General features: G+C 73.4%; 23 protein-coding genes. 11 read left to right on the forward strand and 12 right to left on the reverse strand.

The genetic code is table 11. The features are described from left to right. Positions 1-52 precede the first annotated feature (52 nt). Positions 53-880, forward strand: a complete 828-nt coding sequence (locus ACIA5A_RS00330) for a 3-keto-5-aminohexanoate cleavage protein (RefSeq protein WP_396754945.1) — start codon at positions 53-55, stop codon at positions 878-880. Positions 881-974: 94 nt separating this feature from the next. Then, entirely contained in the window at positions 975-1,934 is a 960-nt protein-coding gene (locus ACIA5A_RS00335) for an asparaginase (protein ID WP_396754946.1), read from the forward strand. 99 nt (positions 1,935-2,033) lie between these two features. On the opposite strand, the gene ACIA5A_RS00340 is transcribed toward ACIA5A_RS00335, so the two are convergent. Beyond that, the gene (locus ACIA5A_RS00340; protein ID WP_396754948.1) at positions 2,034-2,831 is read right to left on the reverse strand and encodes an alpha/beta fold hydrolase; all 798 of its coding nucleotides are present in this window, start codon (positions 2,829-2,831) and stop codon (positions 2,034-2,036) included. A 112-nt stretch (positions 2,832-2,943) separates the two neighbouring features. On the opposite strand from ACIA5A_RS00340, the gene ACIA5A_RS00345 reads away from it, so the two are divergent. The 5 genes from ACIA5A_RS00345 to ACIA5A_RS00365 all read left to right on the forward strand — a co-directional run bounded on the left by ACIA5A_RS00345 (position 2,944) and on the right by ACIA5A_RS00365 (position 6,201). Then, positions 2,944-3,567: a helix-turn-helix domain-containing protein gene (locus ACIA5A_RS00345; protein WP_396754950.1), complete on the forward strand. Its 624-nt coding sequence runs from the start codon at positions 2,944-2,946 to the stop codon at positions 3,565-3,567. Further along, positions 3,564-4,181: a hypothetical protein gene (locus ACIA5A_RS00350; RefSeq protein WP_396754952.1), complete on the forward strand. Its 618-nt coding sequence runs from the start codon at positions 3,564-3,566 to the stop codon at positions 4,179-4,181. The genes ACIA5A_RS00345 and ACIA5A_RS00350 overlap by 4 nt, the downstream gene beginning before the upstream one ends. Before the next feature lie 72 nt (positions 4,182-4,253). Further along, positions 4,254-4,568 carry a DUF2516 family protein gene (locus tag ACIA5A_RS00355; RefSeq protein ID WP_396754954.1) on the forward strand — a complete coding sequence of 105 codons (315 nt, stop codon included), beginning with the start codon at positions 4,254-4,256 and terminating at the stop codon, positions 4,566-4,568. Beyond that, positions 4,565-5,452: an alpha/beta fold hydrolase gene (locus ACIA5A_RS00360; protein ID WP_396754956.1), complete on the forward strand. Its 888-nt coding sequence runs from the start codon at positions 4,565-4,567 to the stop codon at positions 5,450-5,452. Before ACIA5A_RS00355 ends, ACIA5A_RS00360 begins: the two co-directional genes overlap by 4 nt. Before the next feature lie 11 nt (positions 5,453-5,463). Continuing rightward, entirely contained in the window at positions 5,464-6,201 is a 738-nt protein-coding gene (locus ACIA5A_RS00365; protein ID WP_396754958.1) for an alanyl-tRNA editing protein, read from the forward strand. Between the two features lies 1 nt (position 6,202). Here ACIA5A_RS00365 and ACIA5A_RS00370 read toward each other — a convergent pair whose 3' ends face one another. Next, complete coding sequence (locus tag ACIA5A_RS00370) at positions 6,203-6,892, reverse strand: DNA polymerase beta superfamily protein (protein ID WP_396755814.1); 690 nt, start codon at positions 6,890-6,892, stop codon at positions 6,203-6,205. Positions 6,893-6,949: 57 nt separating this feature from the next. Between ACIA5A_RS00370 and ACIA5A_RS00375 the strand changes: the two genes are divergently transcribed. After that, positions 6,950-7,864, forward strand: coding sequence for an SDR family oxidoreductase (locus ACIA5A_RS00375; protein WP_396754960.1), 915 nt, complete (start codon positions 6,950-6,952; stop codon positions 7,862-7,864). On the opposite strand, the gene ACIA5A_RS00380 is transcribed toward ACIA5A_RS00375, so the two are convergent. Continuing rightward, on the reverse strand, positions 7,855-8,841 hold the full coding sequence (locus ACIA5A_RS00380) for a helix-turn-helix transcriptional regulator (protein WP_396754962.1): 987 nt from the start codon (positions 8,839-8,841) through the stop codon (positions 7,855-7,857). The two genes, ACIA5A_RS00375 and ACIA5A_RS00380, sit on opposite strands and share 10 nt — an antisense overlap. Before the next feature lie 106 nt (positions 8,842-8,947). On the opposite strand from ACIA5A_RS00380, the gene ACIA5A_RS00385 reads away from it, so the two are divergent. Both ACIA5A_RS00385 and ACIA5A_RS00390 read left to right on the forward strand, forming a co-directional pair. After that, the gene (locus ACIA5A_RS00385; RefSeq protein WP_396754964.1) at positions 8,948-9,739 is read left to right on the forward strand and encodes an EI24 domain-containing protein; all 792 of its coding nucleotides are present in this window, start codon (positions 8,948-8,950) and stop codon (positions 9,737-9,739) included. Between the two features lies 1 nt (position 9,740). Then, positions 9,741-10,262 carry an O-acetyl-ADP-ribose deacetylase gene (locus ACIA5A_RS00390; RefSeq protein ID WP_396754966.1) on the forward strand — a complete coding sequence of 174 codons (522 nt, stop codon included), beginning with the start codon at positions 9,741-9,743 and terminating at the stop codon, positions 10,260-10,262. On the opposite strand, the gene ACIA5A_RS00395 is transcribed toward ACIA5A_RS00390, so the two are convergent. The 7 genes from ACIA5A_RS00395 to ACIA5A_RS00425 form a co-directional block, all read right to left on the reverse strand. After that, on the reverse strand, positions 10,255-11,160 hold the full coding sequence (locus tag ACIA5A_RS00395; RefSeq protein WP_396754968.1) for a GNAT family N-acetyltransferase: 906 nt from the start codon (positions 11,158-11,160) through the stop codon (positions 10,255-10,257). The genes ACIA5A_RS00390 and ACIA5A_RS00395 overlap by 8 nt on opposite strands. A 93-nt stretch (positions 11,161-11,253) precedes the next feature. After that, positions 11,254-12,261 (reverse strand): LacI family DNA-binding transcriptional regulator, encoded by a 1,008-nt coding sequence (locus tag ACIA5A_RS00400; RefSeq protein WP_396754970.1) that lies wholly within the window; start codon positions 12,259-12,261, stop codon positions 11,254-11,256. A gap of 19 nt (positions 12,262-12,280) precedes the next feature. Continuing rightward, positions 12,281-13,648, reverse strand: coding sequence for a GH1 family beta-glucosidase (locus tag ACIA5A_RS00405; RefSeq protein ID WP_396754972.1), 1,368 nt, complete (start codon positions 13,646-13,648; stop codon positions 12,281-12,283). Further along, on the reverse strand, positions 13,645-14,478 hold the full coding sequence (locus tag ACIA5A_RS00410; protein WP_396754974.1) for a carbohydrate ABC transporter permease: 834 nt from the start codon (positions 14,476-14,478) through the stop codon (positions 13,645-13,647). Before ACIA5A_RS00410 ends, ACIA5A_RS00405 begins: the two co-directional genes overlap by 4 nt. Beyond that, positions 14,475-15,464 carry a carbohydrate ABC transporter permease gene (locus ACIA5A_RS00415; protein WP_396754976.1) on the reverse strand — a complete coding sequence of 330 codons (990 nt, stop codon included), beginning with the start codon at positions 15,462-15,464 and terminating at the stop codon, positions 14,475-14,477. The genes ACIA5A_RS00410 and ACIA5A_RS00415 overlap by 4 nt, the downstream gene beginning before the upstream one ends. Positions 15,465-15,533: 69 nt before the next feature. Further along, positions 15,534-16,844, reverse strand: a complete 1,311-nt coding sequence (locus ACIA5A_RS00420; RefSeq protein ID WP_396754978.1) for an ABC transporter substrate-binding protein — start codon at positions 16,842-16,844, stop codon at positions 15,534-15,536. Between the two features lie 179 nt (positions 16,845-17,023). Next, a complete protein-coding gene (locus ACIA5A_RS00425; RefSeq protein WP_396754980.1) occupies positions 17,024-17,779 on the reverse strand; it encodes a maleylpyruvate isomerase family mycothiol-dependent enzyme in 756 nt (251 codons plus the stop codon). 70 nt (positions 17,780-17,849) lie between these two features. Here ACIA5A_RS00425 and ACIA5A_RS00430 point away from each other — a divergent pair, with 70 nt between their 5' ends. Further along, positions 17,850-18,941 (forward strand): UDP-N-acetylmuramate dehydrogenase, encoded by a 1,092-nt coding sequence (locus tag ACIA5A_RS00430; RefSeq protein WP_396754982.1) that lies wholly within the window; start codon positions 17,850-17,852, stop codon positions 18,939-18,941. 13 nt (positions 18,942-18,954) lie between these two features. Here ACIA5A_RS00430 and ACIA5A_RS00435 read toward each other — a convergent pair whose 3' ends face one another. Both ACIA5A_RS00435 and ACIA5A_RS00440 read right to left on the reverse strand, forming a co-directional pair. Further along, entirely contained in the window at positions 18,955-19,734 is a 780-nt protein-coding gene (locus ACIA5A_RS00435; RefSeq protein WP_396754984.1) for a class I SAM-dependent methyltransferase, read from the reverse strand. Continuing rightward, positions 19,734-20,498 carry an SDR family NAD(P)-dependent oxidoreductase gene (locus tag ACIA5A_RS00440; RefSeq protein ID WP_396754986.1) on the reverse strand — a complete coding sequence of 255 codons (765 nt, stop codon included), beginning with the start codon at positions 20,496-20,498 and terminating at the stop codon, positions 19,734-19,736. Before ACIA5A_RS00440 ends, ACIA5A_RS00435 begins: the two co-directional genes overlap by 1 nt. Positions 20,499-20,537: the final 39 nt, after the last annotated feature.

Here is a 20,537-nt window from a genome sequence, read left to right on the forward strand (position 1 = left end):
CACCCCTCACGCGGGAAGACTTGCGGTCGGGGAGCGGTCTAGGATCCGGGGCATGACGACAGGGACGTTGATCACGGTTGCCCCCACCGGCGCGGAGTCGGCCAAGGCGGAGGTGCCGGCGCTGCCGGTGACGCTCGACGAGCTGCTGCTGACCGCCAAGGAGTGCGAGGCGCTCGGCGCCGCCGTGATCCACGTCCACATCCGCGACGACGAGGCGCGGCCCACGCTCGACCAGGGGCGGCTGCGGGACACCGTGACGGCGCTGCGGGAGAGCACCGACCTGATCGTCCAGCTCTCCTCCGGCGGCGCGGTGACCGACCCGGAGGCGCACCGGCTCGCCGTGCTCGACGCCGCGCCGGACATGGCCTCCTGCACCATGGGCACGGTCAACTTCGGCGACGACGTGTTCCTCAACCGGTGGGAGTTCATCGTCGACCTGCACACCCGGATGCAAGAGCGCGGCGTCGTCCCCGAGTACGAGATCTTCGAGCTGGGCCACCTCACCGCGTTGCAGCGGCTGCTCGGCAAGTACGGCCTGCCGCACGGCGGGCACGTCCACGTCGACTTCGTGATGGGCGTGCCGGGCGGCATGCCGGGCACCACCGCCACCCTGGTGGCCGCCCAGCAGATGCTGCGCGACCTGCCGGAGGGCACCACGTTCTCGGCCACCGGCATCGGCCGCAGCACCATCCCGGTGATGCTGGCCTCGCTCTCCACCGGTGGCCACCTGCGGGTCGGCATGGAGGACACGGTCACCTACGCCAAGGGCCGCCGGGTGGAGTCCAACATGCAGCTCGTCGCGCGGGCGGTCGGCTTCGCCCAGCTCGCCCAGCGTCCGCCGCTGACCACCGCCCAGGCCCGCACGCTGCTCGGCGTGTAAGCGGCACACGAGCGCCCGCCCCTGTACGGCCGGGGCCGACGTCGCAGGTCACCCCGCTGCGGGCCGGCCGCGTCCCGTCGGTACCGTCCATCTTGTGGGAAAGACGTACGAGGGCGGCGTGCCGCTCGCCGAGGTGGTCCGGTCCGGGTTCGTGGAGGGCGTCCACCGTGGTTCCGTGGTGGTGCTCGACGCCGCCGGCTCGCCGGTCTCCGGGGCCGGTGACGTCGCCTCGCCGATCTTTCCCCGCTCGTCGAACAAGCCGATGCAGGCGATCGGCATGCTCCGGGCCGGGCTGCCGCTGACCGACCCGGCCGACGTGGCGCTCGTCGCCGCGAGCCACGCCGGCGAGGAGTTCCACGTCGAGCGGGTCGGCGCGTTGCTGCGGGACGCCGGGCTGGGCGAGGACGCGTTGCACTGCCCGCCGGACCTGCCGTTCGGCGAGGCCGCCCGGGAGGCGGTGCTGCGGGCCGGCGGGGGACCGTCGCGGGTGCTGATGAACTGCTCGGGCAAGCACGCCGGCATGCTGCGCACCTGTCTGGCCGCCGGCTGGTCGCTTGACGGTTACTGGCGGCCGGAGCATCCCCTCCAGCAGCGGCTGACCGCCACCGTGGAGGAGTTCGCCGGTGAGCGGGCGGCAGCGATCGGTGTGGACGGCTGCGGCGCGCCGGTGCACGCCCTCTCGCTGACCGGGTTGGCGCGCGCCTTCCTCCGGTTGGTCAGCGCCGAGCCGGGGACCGCGGAGCGGACCGTGGCGGACGCGATGCGGGCGTACCCGGAGATGGTCGGCGGCACCCAGGCCGACGACACCCGGCTGATGCGCGGCGTACCCGGGCTGCTGGCCAAGATCGGCGCGGAGGGTGTGATGGCGGCGGCGGTCCCGGGCGTCGGCGCGGTCGCCCTGAAGATCGACGACGGCGCGGCCCGCGCGCGGATGCCGGTGCTGACCTCGGCCCTGGCCCGCCTGGACGTCCGTGCCCCCATCCTCACCGAGTACGCCGAACTGCCTCTCCTGGGCGGCGGCCTCCCCGTGGGAGCCCTCCGCCCCCTCTGGTGACACCCCCCGCCGATCTTGCGTTTCCGGCCCTCGATTTCGCCCGCCGTGTCCGGTTCGCCGGGGCAGTAACTGCAAGATCGCCGGGTTGGGGCGGGGACGTCAGGGGAGGAAGTCGAGGAGGGCGGCGTTGGTCGGGGTCGGGCGCTCCAGGGGGAGCAGGTGGGCGGCGTCGGGGATGTCGGGGAGGCGTCGGCCCTGCGGGGCCTCGGCGGCGATGCGATCGGCCAGGCGGCGGATGTCGGGGAGGTCGTCGGCACCGGCGGCGGCGAGCACCGGCATGCGCAGCTCGGGCAGCCGGTCGACGGCCGGTGGGTCCAACTCGCCCACCTCGATCGCGCTGAGCGCCTGCTCGGCGGCGAGCGCCCGGCGGTCCATCTCCTCGGTGAACCGGACCAGTTCCGGGTCGACGTCCGCCGGCTGCCGGTTCGGGCCGACCACCCAGAACCGCACCTCGCCGGCGGCCGTGGCCGCGAAGTCCTCCGGATCCACGTCGCCGACCAGGTCCTCCCAGAGCTGCTCGGTCTCCTCGGACCACTCGTGGCCGGAGACCGGCGCGCCGAACAGCGCCAGCGCGCTGACCCGCTCCGGGTGGGCCAGCGCGGTGTCCACCGCGACCCGTCCGCCGAACGAGCAGCCGACAAGCGCGGCCCGCTCGACGCCGAGCGCGTCCAGCAGGCCGATCACGTCGTCGTGGTGGGCGAACGGGGTGGTCGGCAGCTCCGATTCGCCGTAACCGCGCAGGTCCGGGATGATCACCCGGTGCCGCTCGGCGAGCGCCGGCACCTGGGCGCGCCACATCCGCCGGTCCGCGATGCCGGCGTGCAGCAGCACCACGACGTTGCCGGCGCCGGCCTCGTCGTACGCGAGGCGGGCGCCGTTGATCTCGATCTTGGTCACGGATGGGACGGTACGGACCGGATTTCCGGCCCGCAACCGGCTTGTCGTGACGTCGCTAACTCTGGCTAGCACTTTGCTTGCAGCAGCTAGCAGGCCGCGTTACGGTGGAGTCATGGCCACCAGCAAGGACCTTCCCGATGTCGGCGGGTTCATTCGCGACCTGCGGCGCAACGCGAAGATCTCGCTGCGTCAGCTCGCCGAGCAGGCGGGCGTCAGCAATCCCTACCTGAGCCAGATCGAGCGCGGGTTGCGCAAGCCGAGCGCCGAGGTGCTCCAGCAACTCGCCAGCGCGCTTCGTGTCTCCACCCCGGCCATGTACCTGCGGGCCGGGCTGCTCGACGACAAGGAGGGCCAGGGCGTGCTCGCGGCCATCGCGGTCGACAGCGAGCTGACCATGGCCCAGAAGCAGTCGCTCACCCAGATCTACGAGACGTTCCGCCGCGAGAACGCGCGCCTCGCCGAGGCGACCGGCGCCACCGCCCCGGCGGAGCAGACCGAGCCGGCCCTGGCGGAGCCCACCGGCCCGACCGCAGCGCCCGAGGCCCCGGCCACCGTCGCGCCGGCCGCGACCGGCCCCGTGACGCCCGACGGCACCCCGACCGAGGCGGTCCTCGAATCGGTCGCCGTCACCGAGGCGGGCACCGCGCCCGCACCGACCACCGCCGCCGAAGAACGCACGACCGCCCGCCGGGCGGCCCGGAAGGCCGCCGGTGCGGCCGAGGAGGAACAGTCATGACCCAGCCGAAGACCAACCGCATCCCCGCCCCCCTCTACGCCGCCGCCGGCGCCGGCGAACTGGCCCTGGAGCAGCTCCGCAAGCTGCCCACCGTGGTCAGCGGCCTCAGCACCCGGGTCGTCACCGACCTCGGCGGCAAGGCCGTCGGCACCGGCTACGAGCTGCGCCAGAAGGCCACCGACACGCTGCGGACGACCGACCTCGACCAGCTCCGCCAGGCGGCCAACCTGGACAAGCTCCGCGAGACCGCCACCCGCAACGCCGCCGCCGTGGTGTCCGGCGCCTACGCCGCGCAGGAGCGCGCCCTGGCCGCGTACGCCGAGCTGGTCGCCCGCGGTGAGCGGGTCGTCGGCGCCGGCGTGCTGGAGGCCGCCGACACGGTGAACGCCGACATCGAGGCGACCGAGGAGACCACCCCGGTGGCCGCCCCGAAGACGGTGGCCGCGAAGACCGAGGCGCCCAGCCCGGCCGAGGTGGCCGAGGCGGTGGCCGCCAAGCCGGCCGCCGTGAAGCGGACCCGGGCCACCAAGGCGACCGCCGCCCGGGCCACCGCCGACACGCCGTCGGCGAAGCTGCCGAAGACCACGAAGCGGACCCGCCCGGCCGCCGAGTGACCCGACGCTCCACCGAGACCCCGGACACCGTCCTGTCGGACGTTTCCGGGGTCTCGGCATAAGCTTGCCGACATGGCCTACGCCGCGCCGATCTTCGCGTTCGAAGTCAAAGCCGTGATTCAGCTGATCCTGCTCGTCTTCGCCCTGGTCATCCAGGGTGTGGCACTGGTGCACGCGATCACCCAGCGCGGCGACGGCTTCGCCGCGATCGGCACGCTGCCCAAGGGTGGCTGGGTTGCCATCTTGGCGGTCTGCATGCTGCTGACCCTGCTCGGCTTCGGCCCGATCAGCCTGTTCGGACTGGTCGGCATCGCCGCCGGCCTCATCTACCTGCTCGACGTGCGGCCCGGCCTGCGGGACCTGCACGACGGTCGAGGGTCCTGGTGAGAGGTTTCCGCTGGCCCCCGCCGCCGGACGGCGGTCCCCGCACCTGGGGGCCCGGTCCCGGCGGGCCACGGACCGGCCGGCCGGCGCTGCCCGAGCCGGAGACCGAACTGGTCGCCACCCCGCACGGCGTGAGCCTGGAACGCCTGGTCACCGGCGTCGGTGACCCGGTCACCGTGTTCGCGCACGGGCTCGGCAACGGCATCGCCACCACCCGCCCGTTCGGCAGCGGCGTCACCGGCCGGCGCATCTTCTTCCAGTTCCGCGGGCACGGCCGGTCCGACTCCCCGACCGGGCCGTGGACCTACCTGGACCTCGCCCGGGACCTGCGCGCGGTAGCCGACCTGGGCGGCGCCACCCGCGCGTTCGGCGCCAGCCTCGGCGCGGGCGCGCTGTGCCGGCTTCTCGCCGAGAGCCCGGAACGCTTCGAGAAACTCGTCTTCTTCCTGCCCGCCGTGCTGGACACGCCGCGCGGCGAGGTGGCCCACGCCCGCCTCACCGGCCTGCTCGACGCGGTGGCCGACGGCGACGCGCACGCGCTCGCCGAGGCGGTGTCGCTGGAACTGCCGCCGTCGGTCCGCAACACCCCGGCCGGCTGGGCCTACCTGCGGCAACGGCTCGACCAACTGCTGCGCGACGGGCTCGCGCCCGGCCTGGCCGGGCTGCCCGAGCAGGCCGCGCTGGACGACGCCGCCGCGCTCGCCGCGGTCACCGCGCCGGCCCTGGTGATCGCCTGCGCCGACGACGACCTGCATCCGGTCGCCGTCGCCGAGCAGCTCGCGGCCGCGCTGCCGGCGGCCACCCTGCACGTGTACGACAGGCCCGGCGTCCTCTGGACCGAACGCGCCGACCTGCGGGGGCGCATCTCGACGTTCCTGAACGGGTAACGTCGCCCGACATGGGCGTCACACACCACGGCCGTACGCACCGCCTCGACCTCGCCGACCCCACGCTGCGTGAGTGGACGTGCCGGGTGCTGGCGGCCGATCCCGAGCAGGGCATCGTGCTGGACCGGTCCGCGTTCTACCCGGGCGGCGGCGGGCAGCCGCCGGATCACGGCGTGCTGCTCTGGCAGGGCGTACAGACCCGGATCGCGGGCACCCGCAAGGCCGACGACCTCTGGTTGATCCCGGTAGACGGCGATCCGCTGCCGCCGGTCGGCACCGAGGTGACAGGCGCGGTGGAGGACGCCCGCCGGACCATGCTGATGCGCACCCACTCCGGGCTGCACGTGCTCTGCGGCGTGGTGTTCCGGGACTTCGGCGCGCTGGTCACCGGCGGCAACATGGAACCGGGCGAGGCCCGGATGGACTTCAACCTCCCCGAGGTGCCGCCCGACTTCAAGGCCCGCATCGAGGAGCTGGTCAACGCCGAGGTGGCCGCCGACCGATCGGTCGCCGTCCGGGTGCTGCCGCGCGCCGAGGCGCTGGCCCTGCCGGACATCATCCGCACCCAGTCCAACCTGATCCCGCCGACCGAGCAGGAGGTGCGGATCGTCGACATCGTCGGGCTGGACGTGCAGGCCGACGGCGGCACCCACGTCGCGTCCACCGCCCAGATCGGCAAGGTCCAGGTGGTCAAGGTGGAGAGCAAGGGGCGGGCCAACCGCCGGGTCCGGGTCCGGCTCGCGGACTGAGTCAACGCGGCAGATGCGCCGCCCGGACGTCGAGCAGCCACCGTTCCACCGTCGCCTCGTCCGGGCGCTCCGGCAGCGGCGAGCGGGTCCGGTCGAACTCCGCCTCGGCGTCCGCCACCAGCGCCTGCGCCTCGTCCAGCGCGCCGGCGGCCACCCGCTCGCCGAACGCGCGGAACCACTCCGGGTCGGCCAGCCGGATCTCCAGCACCCCTGTCGCGTGGAGCACCCGGCCCTGGTGCAGCAGCCGGGCCAGGTGCCGGGCGTGCTTCGCCGAGCGCCGCCGGCCGCCGGTGTCCGCCGGGGCGGCGGCGAGCCTGCGGAACTGCTGCGACGCGTACCCGAGGTAGGCGTCGCGGACCCGGGGCGCGCTGAGGAACGCCGACCGGATGTCGATCAGCCGCTCGCCGAACGCGGTGCGTGTCTCGTAGCAGTCGTCCGGCAGCCACATCAGCTCGGTGGCGGTCGGGTTGCCGCTCAGCGCCAGGAGCGCGTACTTCCGCGCCTCGTGCAGCGTGACGTCGGGGTCGGTGGTGACCACCGACTCCCGGGGCGGGCGCAGGCCGTGGAACGCGACGGTCGGCGCGGCGAAGACGCCGAGCCGGTCGGTGTCCGAGCCGGGGCCGGCCAGCCCGTACGCGACCGAGCCGACGACGCCGGAGAGCAGCAGGTGCATGCCGTCATGATCGCGGATCCGACTCGGTCAGGAAACCGGACTTCGGTTGTCAGGTATCGGTGACACGGTGGAGGCATGAACTCACCACTCACCGGAAAGGTCGCGCTGGTCGCGGGCGCGACCCGCGGCGCCGGCCGGCAGATCGCCGTCCAGCTCGGCGCCGCCGGCGCCACCGTCTACGCCACCGGCCGGACCACCCGGGACCGCCGCTCCGAGATGGACCGGCCGGAGACCATCGAGGAGACCGCCGACCTGGTCACCGCCGCCGGCGGCACCGGCGTCGCGGTCGCCGTCGACCACCTCGACCCCGAGCAGGTACGCAAACTCGTCGCACGGATCGACGCCGAGCAGGGCCGCCTCGACGTGCTGGTCAACGACATCTGGGGCGCCGACCCGCTGATCACCTGGGAGAAGCCGGTCTGGGAGCAGCCGCTCGACGCAGGCTTCCGGACGCTGCGGCTGGCCGTCGACACCCACATCATCACCAGCCACTTCGCGCTGCCGCTGCTGATCCGCCGGCCGGGCGGGCTGGTCGTCGAGGTCGGCGACGGCACGAAGGCGTACAACGACGCCACCTACCGGCTGTCCGTCTTCTACGACCTGGCGAAGGTCTCGGTGAACCGGCTCGGCTTCACCCAGGCGCACGAGCTGGCCCCGCACGGCGGCACCGCCGTCGCGCTCACCCCCGGCTGGCTGCGCTCCGAGGCGATGCTGGAGCACTTCGGCGTCACCGAGGCGAACTGGCGCGACGGCGCGAGGACCGACCCGCACTTCGTCATGTCGGAGACGCCGGCGTTCGTCGGGCGGGCAGTGGCCGCGCTTGCCGCCGACCCGGACCGGCACCGCTGGAACGGGCAGTCCCTGGACAGCGGCGGGCTGGCCCAGGAGTACGGCTTCACCGACCTCGACGGCACCCGGCCGCACTGGGCCCGCTACCACGACGAGGTGGTGGCGCCGGGCAAGCCGGCCGACGACAGCGGCTACCGCTGACCGGTGTCGTCGGCGTAGAGCGCCGCCGCGCGGCGGGCCGCCTCGGCGAACCGCGCCCGCAGCTCCGGCGGTTCCAGCACCTCCACCTCGGGGCCGAGCGCCAGCAGTTGGGCGTACGCCACGTCGACCGACTCGACGGGCAGCCGGAGCACCAGCCGGCCCTGCCCGTCGGGCCGGCCGGCGGCGGCGACCGCCTCGGAGTAGACGAACGCCGCGTCCACCGCGTACCGCAGCAGCCGCAGGCCGACCGGGCCGAGCCGCACGGTGACCCGCTCCCGCAGCAGCTCCCGCAGGAAAGCGCCGGCCTGCTCCCGCCAGTACGCCCCGAGGTCGAAGCGCTCGTCCCGGTCGAAGCCCGCCGCGCCGTCCTCGACGCCGACCACCCGGTCCACCCGGTACGTCCGCCACGCCTCGCCGACCCGGCCGACGATATACCAGACCCCGTTCTTCAGCACCAGGCCGTACGGCGCGACGGTGCGCATCACCTCCCGGTCGCCGCGCCGGTAGCGCAGCTCCACCATCCGGTCCCGCCACACCGCCCGGGCCAGCTCGGTGAGCAGGGGCGGCGGCGCGGACTCCCGGAACCAGCCGGGCACGTCCAGGTGGAACCGCTGGCCGGTACGCGCCGGCGCGTCCCGCAGGCTGGGCGGCAGCGCGGCAAGCACCTTCAGCTCGGCGGCGGCCACCGCGTCGGCAAGTCCCATGGCGCCGGCCGGCCCCGGCAACCCGGCCAGGAACAGCGCCTCCGCCTCGTCGCGGCTCAACCCGGTCAGTCGGGTCCGGTAGCCGCCGAGCAGCCGGTATCCGCCGGCCCGGCCCCGGTCGGCGTAGACCGGCACCCCGGCGGCGGAGAGCGCCAGCACGTCCCGGTAGACGGTGCGCTCGGAGACCTCCAGCTCGCGGGCCAGCTCGGCCGCCGTCATCGTCTCCCGGGACTGGAGCAGCAGCACCAACGAGATCAGCCGAGACGCACGCACCCCCCCATTGTGGTGTAAGGAAGGGCCCCCTCTTAATGCATAAGGATTGCAGGGGGCCCCTCCTAACGACGGGCCGGCGTGCGCGGGCCCACTAGGCTGTGCCGTCGTGAACGCCTCCCGTACCGTCGCGCCCGTGGCCGGCGCGGTCAGCCGCTTCCTCGGCGGCGCCGGCCTGCTGCTGCGCGGCTTCGGCATGTACGTCCGCAGCCCCAAACTGATGCTGCTCGGCGTCGTGCCGGCGCTGATCTCCGGCGTGCTCTACCTGGCGCTCTTCGCCACGCTCATCTACTTCGTGGACGACCTGGCCACCTGGCTGACCCCGTTCGCCGACGACTGGTCGTCGACCCCGCGCGGGCTGCTGCGGGTCGCCGCCGGGCTGGCCGTCGTCGGGGTGGCCGCGCTGGTCGGGGTGCTCACCTTCACCGCGGTCACGCTTGCTGTCGGCGACCCGTTCTACGAGGCCATCTCCGAGCGGGTGGAGGACCGTCTCGGCGGCACCCCGGGCATGGTGGAGGTGCCGTTCTGGGCCTCGATGCGGCGCAGCATCGCCGACTCGTTGCGCCTGGTGGCCGTCTCCGCGCTGGTCGGCGTACCCCTCTTCGCGGCCGGTTTCATCCCGCTGGTCGGCCAGACGGTGGTGCCGGTGGTCGGTGCCCTGGTGGGTGGCTGGTTCCTCGCCCTGGAGCTGGTCGGCGCGCCGTTCCAGCGGCGCGGGATGCGGCTGCCGGACCGGCGGTCGCGGCTGCGCGCCGACCGGCCGACCGCGCTCGGCTTCGGGGTGGCGGTCTTCCTGTGCTTCCTGATCCCGCTCGGCGCGGTGCTGGTCATGCCGGCCGCCGTCGCCGGGGCCGCCCTGCTGGCCCGCCGGTCGCTGGGCCAGCACGTCGAGGAGCGTTGAGATGGACACCGTGCTGATCGAGGGCGACATCACCGCCCAGCAGGTCGACGCGATCGTCAACGCGGCGAACTCGTCGTTGCTCGGCGGCGGGGGAGTGGACGGCGCGATCCACCGGCGCGGCGGGCCGGCGATCCTGGCGGAGTGCCGGGCGCTGCGCGCCTCCCGCTACGGGCGTGGCCTGCCGACCGGGCAGGCGGTCGCCACGACGGCGGGCGACCTGCCGGCGCGCTGGGTGGTGCACACCGTCGGGCCGGTCTTCTCGCCGCGCGAGGACCGGTCCGCGCTGCTGCGCGACTGCTACGTGAACAGCCTCCGGGTCGCCGACGAGCTAGGCGCTCTCCGGGTCGCGTTTCCGCTGATCTCGGCGGGGATCTACGGCTGGCCGGTCGAGGACGCGGTGGCGCAGGCGTTGGCCGTGCTGCACGCGGCCACGCCGACGCACGTGGTCGAAGCCCGGCTGGTGCTGTTCGGCGCCGACACGTACGCGACGGCGGTGCGGGTCGCCGCCGGCCGGCTCAGCTGAGCGTGCGTCGGCACGACCACTGGCTGTCCACCGGGCGGTAGCCGAGGGCCTCGTTGATCGCCAGCATCGGCGCGTTCGCCTCGTCGTTCGAGGTGTACGCGGTGCGTACCCCGCGCGCCGCCGCGACGTGCAGGGCGGCCTGCTTGGTCAGCCGGCCCAGTCCCCGCCCCCGGTGGGCGGACAGCGTGCCGGTGAAGTCCGACCACATCCGGTCGCCGTCCCGCTTGACCAGGCTCAGCGCGACCAGCTCGCCGTCCACCTCGGCGACCGTGCTGGCGTCCCGGTCCAGCCCCAGGTTCTCCCAGCACTCGTGGAGCCAGAGGTCGTAGTCGAGCGCGTCGGTCGGCACGTCACCGGGCTCGTCCCGGGCCGACTCGGAGTCCACCCGGTGGACCCGACGCGGGTCGAGCCCGGCGATCGGCAGCAGCCGTACGCCGGCCGGCGGCTCCGGCATCGGCGGGGCCGGGTCCAGGTCGAGCGCCGAGTAGCGCAGTTCCCGGCTGGGCGTGAAGCCGTGGCGCTTCGCGAACGGCAGCGACTCGGTGCGGGCGTGGGTGAGCACCCGCGTCGATCCGAGTGTCCGCAGGTGGTCGAGGGCGTGGTCGAACAGCGCGGTGCCGGCGCCCCGGCCGCGGTGGTCCGGGTGGACGTGCAGGGTGGAGATCTCGCCCACCCCGGGCGTCGAGGTCTGCGTGTTGCGGTACGCCGACGTCCAGCCGACCACCTGCCCGTCCGCCTCGGCGACCCAGGCGGCCCAGTCCTCGCCGGGCGGCGGTTCGGCGATCATCCGGCGGGTCGACTCGACGCCCCGGACCAGGTAGGGAAAGACCACCGCGCGCAGCGCCACCACGGCGGGCGCGTCGTCGGGACGGGCGCGACGGATCAGGGGATCACTCATCCGCGCGACGCTAGCCACCCCGCCCGCGCGCCGCGACCGGTTTGTTAAGCGGGGCCCCCTGTTATGCGGAATGCGTTAACAGGGGGCCCCTCCTTACGCCGAATCGCGGAGGATGAGCTCCGTGGGGAGCATCAGGGCCTGCTCCACCTCCTCGCCGGCGGCGATGCGCAGGAGTTGGCGGGTCATCGCCCGACCCAGCTCCACTATCGGCTGTCGCACCGTGGTCAGCGGCGGCTCGGTGTAGGCGGCCGTCTCGATGTCGTCGAACCCGATCACCGCGACGTCCTCGGGCACCCGCCGCCCGGCCTCGCGCAGCGTCCGCAGGGCCGCGTGCGCCATCAGGTCGGAGGCGGCGAACACCGCGTCCAGCTCCGGGTCGGCGGCGAGCAGCTCGCGCATCGCGGCGGTGCCGGACTCCCGGGTGAAGTCGCCGTACGCGACCAGTTCCGGCAGCCCGGCGGCGGTGAGCGCGGCCCGGTAGCCGATCAGCCGTTCGATGCCGGCGACCATGTCCTGCGGCCCGGCGATGGTGGCGATCCGCCGCCGGCCGGTGGCGATCAGGTGCTCCACCGCCCGGGTGACGCCGCCCTCGTGGTCCACGTCGACGTACGGCACGTCGGCGCCGTCGAGCGGCCGGCCGCTGCACACCACCGGGATGCCGAGCCGGGCGAGCCGGCCGGGCAGCGGGTCCTCGCCGTGCAGCGAGGCGAAGAGCACGCCGTCGACGTGCCGCCCGGTGGTGTACCGCTCGACGCGTTCGTGTCCGGCCGGCGAGCCGGCCAGCATCAGCACGAGCTGCTTGTCCGCCGCCTCCAGTTCCTGGGCGGCCCCGCGGATGATGCCGGGGAACACCTGGTCGTCGGAGAAGACCCGGGTGGCCGCCTCGGGCATGACCAGCGCGACCGAGTCGGTGCGCTGGGTGACCAGGCTGCGGGCGGCGAGGTTCGGGACGTACCCGAGTTCCTCGACCGCCCGGCGGACCGCCTGTTGGATCGACTCGGCGACCGTGGTCGAGCCGTTGACCACCCGGGAGACCGTGGCCCGGGAGACGCCGGCCCGCCGGGCCACCGCCTCCAGGGTCGGCCGCTGTGCCGTCGTCATCCCCGTTACCACCACCTCGTCACAGCCCGTTCCGGGCGATCACCTCCTGGTACCAGCGGGCGCTCTGCTTGGGTGTGCGCCGCTGGGTCAGGTAGTCGACGTGGACGATCCCGAACCGCTTCCGGTATCCCTCGGCCCATTCGAAGTTGTCCAGCAACGACCATACGAGATAGCCGCGCAGGTCGACCCCGCGGGCGATGGCCTCGTGTGCGGCGCGCAGGTGGCCGTCGAGGTAGGCGGTCCGGTCGGCGTCGGCCACCCGGCCGGTGGCGTCCCGGGTGGCGTCCGGGAACGCGCCGCCGTTCTCGGTGATCATCAGCGGCAGGCCGGGGTGGTCGGCGGCCACCCGCTCCAGCAGCCGGGTCAGCCCGGCCGGCTCGATCGACCAGCCCATGTCGGTGACCGGGTCGGTCGCCGGCACGAACTCGACCACGCCGGCGGTGCCCGGGTAGGCGCTGCCGCCCTCGCCGTCCGCCCGCCCGGCCACGTAGGTGGGCGAGTAGTAGTTCAGGCCGAGCAGGTCCAGCGGCGCGGCGATGATCTTCTCGTCGCCGTCCCGGACGAAGTCCGTCGCCACCATCCGTTCGACGTGCGCCAACACGTCCGCCGGGTAGCCGCCGCCGGTGAGCGGGTCGAGGAAGATCCGGTTGTGCAGGCCGTCGACCAGCCGGACCGCCTCGGCGTCCGCCGCGCTGGCGGCGTCCGCCGGCTGCACGTCGGCCAGGTTGAGCGTGATCCCCAGCGTCCGCGCGCCGGCCGCGCGCAGCGCCCGCGCCGCCAGGCCGTGCCCGAGCAACAGATGGTGTACGGCCCGGAACGCGTCCCCGGCGTCGCGCCGGCCGGGGGCGTGCACCCCGTTGCCGTAGCCGAGGTAGGCCGAGCACCACGGCTCGTTCAGCGTGGTCCAGGTGCCGACCCGGTCGCCGAGGCGGCCGTGTACCGCGACCGCGTAGTCGGCGAACTGCTCGGCGGTCTCCCGGACCGTCCAGCCGCCCCGGTCCTCGAGCGCCTGCGGCAGGTCCCAGTGGTAGAGCGTGACGATCGGGTCGATGCCCCGCTCCAGCAGCGCGTCCGTCAACCGGTCGTAGAAGTCCAGCCCGCGCGGCTCGACCGGGCCGGTGCCGTCCGGCCGGATCCGGGGCCAGGCCACCGAGAACCGGTACGCCCGCAGCCCCAGCTCGGCCATCAGGGCGACGTCCTCGCTGTGCCGGTGGTAGTGGTCGCAGGCGACGTCGCCGCTCTGGCCCTGGAACACCGCCCCCGGCGTACGGCTGAAGGTGTCCCAGATCGACGGGCCGCGGCCGTCCTCGCGGGCGGCGCCCTCGATCTGGTACGCGGCGGTGGCCGCCCCCCAGACGAAGCCCTCGGGGAAACGGAGCTCGCTCATGCCTTCACCGCACCTTCCATGATCCCGCCGATGATCTGGCGGCCGAACACGACGAACACCAGCAGCAGCGGCAGCGTGGCGATGGCCGTGCCGGTGAACACCTGGGACATGTCCTGGTAGTACCCGTCCGACAGGGCCCGCAGCGAGAGCTGCACGGTCGGGTTCTCCGGGTCGTTGAGCACCGCGTACGGCCAGAGGAAGTCGTTCCAGGTGGTCATGAACGTGAGCAGGCCGAGCACGGCGGCGGCCGGGCGCAGCGCGGGCAGCACCACGTTCCAGTAGATCCGGGCGGTGTTGCAGCCGTCCATCCGGGCCGCCTCGATCAGCTCGGTGCTGACCGCCTGGCCGGCGTACTGGCGCATCATGAACACGCCGAAGCCGGTGACGAGCGCCGGCACGATCACGGCGGGCAGCCGGTCGTTCCAGTTGAGCTTGGTCATCAGCAGGTAGAGCGGGATGACGCCGAGCTGGGTGGGGACCATCATGGTGGCGACGATCGCCAGCAGCAGCGCGTTGCGGCCACGGAAGCGCATCTTGGCGAACGCGAACCCGGCCAGGGTGGAGAAGAAGACCACCGACACGGTCACCGTGACGGCCACGATCGTCGAGTTGATCAGGCCGGTGAGGAAGTAGGCGTCGGTGTTGTCGAACAGCCGGGCGATGTTGGCGCCGAGGTTGCCGCCGGGGGTCAGCGGCGGTGGGACCTGCCCCATCGCGTCGCTGGTGCGGCTGGCGACCACGAACATCCAGTAGATCGGGAAGATCGACAGCGCGGCCGAGAGGATCAGCGCCAGGTAGGTGAGCCGGCTGGCCGACCAGAGGCGGGTCATCGGGAGACCTCCTTGCGGGCGCCGCCGCCGAGCCGGCGCAGGAGCAGGACGTTTATCGCCGCGACCACCGCGATCAGCGCGAAGAGCAGCCAGGCGATGGCCGAGCCGTAGCCGAAGTTGTAGTGCGGCGCGAACGCGTTCTCGAACATGTACATGGTCACGGTCTGCGACTCGCGCAGCGGTCCGCCCCGGATCGCGTTGGTGCCCGAGTTGAACATCCGCGGCTCGGTGAAGAGCTGGAGGCCGCCGATGGTGGAGATGATGACCGCGAAGACGATCGTCGGCTTGAGCAGCGGCACGGTGATGGACCAGAACTGCCGGGCCCGGCCGGCGCCGTCGATCGACGCCGACTCGTACAGGTCGCGGGGGATGGCCTGCATGGCGGCCAGGAAGATCAGCGCGTTGTAGCCGGTCCACCGCCAGTCGACCATCGTGGAGATGGCGACCCAGGCGGCGAACCTGTTCGACTTCCAGTCGATCGCGCTCACCCCGACGTGGTCGAGCAGCCAGTTGATCATGCCGAACTCGCGGCCGAACAGCACCGCGAACACGATCGCCACCGCGGCGGTCGAGGTGACGTTCGGGACCAGCACGGCCATCCGCCAGGTGGTGCGGGCGCGGAGCTGGCGGTTGAGCAGGTTGGCCAGCCAGAGCGCGGCCAGGAGCTGCGGGACCGTGGAGATGACGAAGATGCCCAGCGTGTTGACCACGGAGTGCCAGAAGTCCGGGTCGGCGAGCAGTTGGCTGTAGTTGTCGAAGCCGATGAACGGGTGCTCGGCGCCGAGCAGGTCCCAGTCGTGCAGCGAGACCCAGAAGGTGTACGCCAGCGGGTAGGCCCCGAAGACGCCGAAGAGCAGGAAGAACGGGGCGATGTAGAGGTAGGGCGAGTACTTCGTGTCGAACCGGCTGAGCCGGACGCCCCGCAGGGGGCGGGAGTGACGGGGGGCCGGTGCGACAGGCGGGCGGGCGTCGAGCTGGACGGCCATGACCTGAGAACTCCTCTCCGCCGTGCGGGCGGCACCCGTCGCCGGGACCGCCCGCACGCGCTGCTCGGGTTACTTGGCGGCGGCCTTCTCGGCGTTGGAGACGGCATCGGTCCAGCCCTGCTGCGGGGAGCGCTTGCCCAGTTCCACGGTGCGCACGGCGTTCTCCACCTCGGTCCGGACGGCCTGGTTCTTCGGACCCATGTAGACCGGCTTCAGGCTCTTGGCGCCCTCGGCGAAGATCTTGCCGACCGGGGCCTCGGAGAAGTAGGCGTTCTTCGAGTCGACGACCGCCGGGTCGGCAAGCGCCTGCGGGGACGAGGGCAGCGGGCCCTTGAGCTTGAACGCGCCGATCTGGCCCTTGGCGCTGGTCAGGAACTTGGCCAGCTCGATCGCCTCGGCCTGGTGCTTGCCCTGCTTGGGCACGGCGAGGAAGGAGCCACCCCAGTTGCCGCCGTTGCCGGGGATCTGGGCGATGTCCCACTTGCCCTTGGCGCCGGGGCCGGCGTTGCCCTCGATCACACCGGTCATCCAGGCCGGGCAGGCGATGGTGGCGAACTTCGACTGCTTGAACGCGGAGACCCACTCCTCCGACCAGGAGCCGTACTTGCCGGAGAGGCCCGAGTCGATGATGTCCATCGTGGTGTCGTACGCCTGGCGTACCGCCGGGTTGCTGCCCACGACCAGGTTGTTGCTGGTGTCGTAGTAGCTGTAGCCGCTGCTGTTGCCGGCGGTCTGGAGCAGGATGGTGTTGAACGTGTTGGTCGCGGCGTCCAGGAACGAGGCGCCGGTCTTCTTCGCGGTGAACTGCTCGCCGACCTTGACGTAGTCGGTCCAGGTGGGCCAGAGCTTGGACACGGCCTCCCGGTCGGTGGGCAGGCCGGCCTTGGCGAACAGGTCCTTGCGGTAGCACATGGCCATGCCGCCGACGTCGGTGCCGAGGCCGATGAGCTGCTTGCCGTCGGCGGTGAGCCCCTGGTTCCACTTCCAGTCCAGGAAGTTGCCCTTCAGGTCGGCCGCGCCGTGGTCGAGCAGGTTGACGAAGTTCTGCGGGTTGGCCTTGTACTCGACCAGCAGCCCCTCCTCGATGGCGACCACGTCGCCGGCGCCCTTGCCGGCGGCGAGCCACTGGGTGAGCTTCGGCGAGTACTCGTCGAGGTTGCTGCCGGTGCCCCGCTCGACGATCTTCACGTTGGGGTGGCTGGCCATGTACTCCTGGTAGAGATCCGCGTAGCCGAACTGGCCGAAGACGTCGACGGTGAGCGTGACCGGCCCGTCGGCGGCGGCCTCGTCGTCGCCGCCGCCGCAGCCGGTGGTGCCGAGCAGTGCGGTGGCGGCGACCAGGGCCACCGCCGCGAGTCGACGGCGCGTGAAGGTGAGCATGCTGTCCTGACCTCTCGGGGTCGTAACGGGTGGTGGAAGGCGGTTCCGGTACTAAGAGAGCGCTCTCTCGACAGCCTGGTGGGTGGTCGGGGACGCTGTCAAGAGAGCGCTCTCAGAGTGCCCGAAAAAAGCGGAGAGGGGCGATCACCGCCCCTCTCCGCCCGATATCGGGTGCTGTGTCAGCCCACCCGTAGCCCGTCCAGCAGGCGCCGGTCACCGGCCACCCCCAGCGCGTCAAAGCTCATCCGGCCCATCAACGCCAGCAACAGGTCGCTGGCCGTGCCGGTCACCTGCGCCCGGGCCCGGTGGTCGTCGTGGTCCAGGATCGTGGCGGTGTCCAGCAACGCCACCCCCTCGCCGCGCAGCCGCAGATACCACTCCTGGGCCGCGTCGGTCGCGGTCAACTGGACCACCCCGTGCCACGGGCCGGAGTTCACCCGCCGGCCCGCCGGCAGCCAGGTGTCCAACACCTCGCTCACCCCGTCGGCCGCGAGCTTGGACTCGATCGGGTCGCCCGCGCCGATGGCGAGCTGGGCGTCCCAGCGGTGCACGGCGGTCTCGTGCGCCACCCGGCGCGGCCAGAACCCGGCCTTCTTCGGCTGCGGGGCGAAGTTCCACGCCGGGGCCTCCGGGTCCAGGCCCTCCAGCAGCGCGGTGAGGCGCTCGTACTCCTGTGCGTACCACTGGGCCGGGGTCAGACCCGCGGGCGGCTCCGGGTCGTGCCGCTCCGGCCGGGCGGTGACGCCGGCGGTCAGCACGGTGCCCACCCAGACGTAGGTCCGGGTCAGGTGGTGGGCGAGGTCGGTGACCGTCCAGCCGGGACAGGACAGCACCGGTGTCTCGGCGGGCGCCTCGGTCACGGCCGCGGCGAACGCCGGCCCCTCGGTCCGCAACGCGCCGATCCAGAAGTCCTTCGTGTGGTGCAGTCTGCTCATCGCCATCCTCCCGGGGGTGACCGGGCCACCAGTGGGTGCCGCGGCTGGCCCTCAGCCTAGGGTGAAAGGCGTGTCAGACGTCTACGCCGAACCGACGACCGCCACCGGACCGACCGACCCGGGCACCCTGGCGCGCTACACCACCCTACGCCTGGGTGGCCCGGCCGGCCGGCTGGAGATCGCCGAGGACGCCGCCGCGATCGTCCGCCTCGTCCGGGCGGCGGAGGCCCGCGAGGAGGCCGTGCTGGTGCTGGCCGGCGGCAGCAACGTGGTGATCGGCGACCAGGGCTTCCCCGGCACCGTCGTGCTCGTCCGCTCCCGGGGCTTCGTGGTCGTCGACTCCGACGACCACACCGTGACGGTACGGGTGGCCGCCGGCGAGCCGTGGGACGACCTCGTCGCCGCCACCGTCGACCGCGGCTGGGCGGGACTGGAGTGCCTCTCCGGCATCCCCGGCTCGGCCGGCGCGACGCCCATCCAGAACGTCGGCGCGTACGGCCAGGAGGTCGCCGAGACGATCGTCGCGGTCGAGGCGTACGACCGCACCCACCGCGAGGTGGTCCGGATCTCGGCCGCGGACTGCGGGTTCGCCTACCGGGGCAGCATCTTCAAGTACAGCGACCGCTGGGTGGTGCTCTCGGTCGACTTCCGGCTCACCCGCTCGCCGCTCTCCGGCCCGGTCCGCTACGCCGAACTGGCCCGCGCGCTCGGCGTCGAGGTCGGCGACCGGGTGCCGCTGGCCGATGCCCGGGCCACCGTGCGCGGACTGCGCGCCGGCAAGGGCATGGTGCTCGACGCGGCCGACCCGGACACCTGGTCGGTGGGCTCCTTCTTCACCAACCCGGTGCTCGACCGCGAGGCGTACGAGCTGCTCCGGGAGCGCGCCGCCGACCTGGGCGAGCCGCCGCACTGGCCGGGCGCGGGCGACGTGGTGAAGGTCAGCGCCGCCTGGCTGATCGACAAGGCCGGCTTCGGCAAGGGCTACGCCGGCCCGGAGGGCGTGGCCATCTCCACCAAGCACACGCTGGCGCTCACCAACCAGTCCGGCACGGCCAGCACCGCCGCCCTGGTGGCCCTGGCCCGGGAGATCCGCGACGGCGTGCACGCCCGCTTCGGCGTCCCCCTGCACCCCGAGCCGGTCCTGGTCAACTGCACCATCTGATCCCCGGGTGGGGTCAGGTGGGGGAGACGGCGGGCCAGGGGAGGGTCAGGTAGCCGTGCCGCCAGGCGGTCGGGCGGTCCTGGACGGGCCAGCCCGACTCCCTCAGCGCCGTCACCGCGTGCACCCAGCGCTGCCGGGGCCCGAACGGGGCGTAGCCGGCGGCGGAGTGCCAGGCGTGCTCCAGCGCGTCGAGCAGGTCGTGTACGCGCTCACCGGGGACGTTGCGGTGGATCAGCGCCTTCGGCAGCCGCTCGGCGAGCGTGGTCGGGCTCTCCAGGGTGGTCAGCTTCGCGGCCAGGGTGAGCGTGCGCGGGCCGGTGGCGTCGAGCAGCACCCAGGCGCCCAGCCGACCCAGCTCGTCGCAGGTGCCCTCGACCAGCAGCCCACCGGGCGCGAGCCGGCCGGTGATCGTGCGCCAGGCGTCGGCGACCTCGCTCTCGTCGTACTGGCGCAGCACGTTGAACGCCCGGACCAGGGCGGGACGCAGGCCGGCCAGTTCGAAGCCGCCCCGGGCGAACGTCAACCCGGGCGGGTCAGCGGCCGGCTGGGCGGCGGCCACGCGTACCGGATCGATCTCCAGCCCGACCACCCGCACGTCGGCGCGGACCCGGGTCGCGAGCCGGCCGCGCAGTTCGACCGGGGTGACCGGGGTGGCGCCGTAGCCCAGGTCGACCACGAGCGGGTCGGCGGCGGCGCGCAGCGCGTCGCCGCAGGCCCCGACGATCCAGTTGTCCACCCGCCGGAGCCGGTTGGGGTTGGTGGTGCCCCTGGTGACGACGCCCAGGGGCTTCATCAGCTCTGCCGGTGGACCTTGTGCTGGGCGGCCTGGGCCAGCGGCCGGACCACGAGCTGGTCGACGTTGACGTGGTGCGGGCGGGTGGCGCACCAGGCCACGCAGTCGGCCACATCGTCGGCGACGAGCGGTTCCGCGACCCCGGCGTAGACCGCGGCGGCCCGGTCCGCGTCGCCGCCGAAGCGGACCAGCCCGAACTCGTCGGTCTTCACCATGCCGGGGTCGATCTCGATCACCCGGATCGGCCGTCCGGACAGCTCCAGCCGGAGCGTGCCGGCGATCGCGGTCTGCGCGTGCTTGGCCGCCGTGTAGCCGCCGCCGCCCTCGTAGACGACGTGCCCGGCGGTCGAGCTGACGATCACGACGGTGCCGGCGCCGGAGCGTTCCAGCGCGGGCAGCAGCGCCTTGGTGACCCGCAGCGTGCCGAGCACGTTGACGTCGTACATCCACTGCCAGTCGCCGACGTCGGCGGTCTCGACCGGGTCCAGGCCGCGGGCGCCGCCGGCGTTGTTGACCAGCAGGGTGACCGGGCCGGGCGCGGCGTCCGCCGCGGCGGCCAGGCCGGCGACCGACTCGTCCGAGGTCACGTCGCAGGCGACCGCGGTGGCCGCGCCGCCGGCGGCCTCGATCTCGGCGACCAGCGCGGCCAGCCGGTCGGTACGCCGGGCCGCGGCGAGCACGTGGAAACCCTCCGCGGCCAGCCGGCGGGCGGTGGCCGCGCCGATCCCGCTGGACGCTCCGGTGACGATGGCGACTGAGGTCATCCGGACATTCTGCCCCGCCGCCCCGCTCGCCGCCGTGAT

The sequence above is a fragment of the Micromonospora sp. NPDC051300 genome (assembly GCF_044455315.1).
Classification (GTDB): Bacteria; Actinomycetota; Actinomycetes; order Mycobacteriales; family Micromonosporaceae; genus Micromonospora; species Micromonospora robiginosa.

Bases quoted from the DNA above. Each gene is read 5' to 3' on its own strand.
- ACIA5A_RS00350 (WP_396754952.1), top strand. From the start codon at position 3,564: ATGACCCAGCCGAAGACCAACCGCATCCCCGCCCCCCTCTACGCCGCC.
- ACIA5A_RS00415 (WP_396754976.1), bottom strand. From the start codon at position 15,464: ATGGCCGTCCAGCTCGACGCCCGCCCGCCTGTCGCACCGGCCCCCCGT.
- ACIA5A_RS00410 (WP_396754974.1), bottom strand. From the start codon at position 14,478: ATGACCCGCCTCTGGTCGGCCAGCCGGCTCACCTACCTGGCGCTGATC.
- ACIA5A_RS00425 (WP_396754980.1), bottom strand. From the start codon at position 17,779: ATGAGCAGACTGCACCACACGAAGGACTTCTGGATCGGCGCGTTGCGG.
- ACIA5A_RS00355 (WP_396754954.1), top strand. From the start codon at position 4,254: ATGGCCTACGCCGCGCCGATCTTCGCGTTCGAAGTCAAAGCCGTGATT.
- ACIA5A_RS00400 (WP_396754970.1), bottom strand. From the start codon at position 12,261: ATGACGACGGCACAGCGGCCGACCCTGGAGGCGGTGGCCCGGCGGGCC.
- ACIA5A_RS00395 (WP_396754968.1), bottom strand. From the start codon at position 11,160: ATGAGTGATCCCCTGATCCGTCGCGCCCGTCCCGACGACGCGCCCGCC.
- ACIA5A_RS00375 (WP_396754960.1), top strand. From the start codon at position 6,950: ATGAACTCACCACTCACCGGAAAGGTCGCGCTGGTCGCGGGCGCGACC.
- ACIA5A_RS00345 (WP_396754950.1), top strand. From the start codon at position 2,944: ATGGCCACCAGCAAGGACCTTCCCGATGTCGGCGGGTTCATTCGCGAC.
- ACIA5A_RS00390 (WP_396754966.1), top strand. From the start codon at position 9,741: ATGGACACCGTGCTGATCGAGGGCGACATCACCGCCCAGCAGGTCGAC.
- ACIA5A_RS00435 (WP_396754984.1), bottom strand. From the start codon at position 19,734: ATGAAGCCCCTGGGCGTCGTCACCAGGGGCACCACCAACCCCAACCGG.
- ACIA5A_RS00365 (WP_396754958.1), top strand. From the start codon at position 5,464: ATGGGCGTCACACACCACGGCCGTACGCACCGCCTCGACCTCGCCGAC.
- ACIA5A_RS00420 (WP_396754978.1), bottom strand. From the start codon at position 16,844: ATGCTCACCTTCACGCGCCGTCGACTCGCGGCGGTGGCCCTGGTCGCC.
- ACIA5A_RS00440 (WP_396754986.1), bottom strand. From the start codon at position 20,498: ATGACCTCAGTCGCCATCGTCACCGGAGCGTCCAGCGGGATCGGCGCG.
- ACIA5A_RS00405 (WP_396754972.1), bottom strand. From the start codon at position 13,648: ATGAGCGAGCTCCGTTTCCCCGAGGGCTTCGTCTGGGGGGCGGCCACC.
- ACIA5A_RS00330 (WP_396754945.1), top strand. From the start codon at position 53: ATGACGACAGGGACGTTGATCACGGTTGCCCCCACCGGCGCGGAGTCG.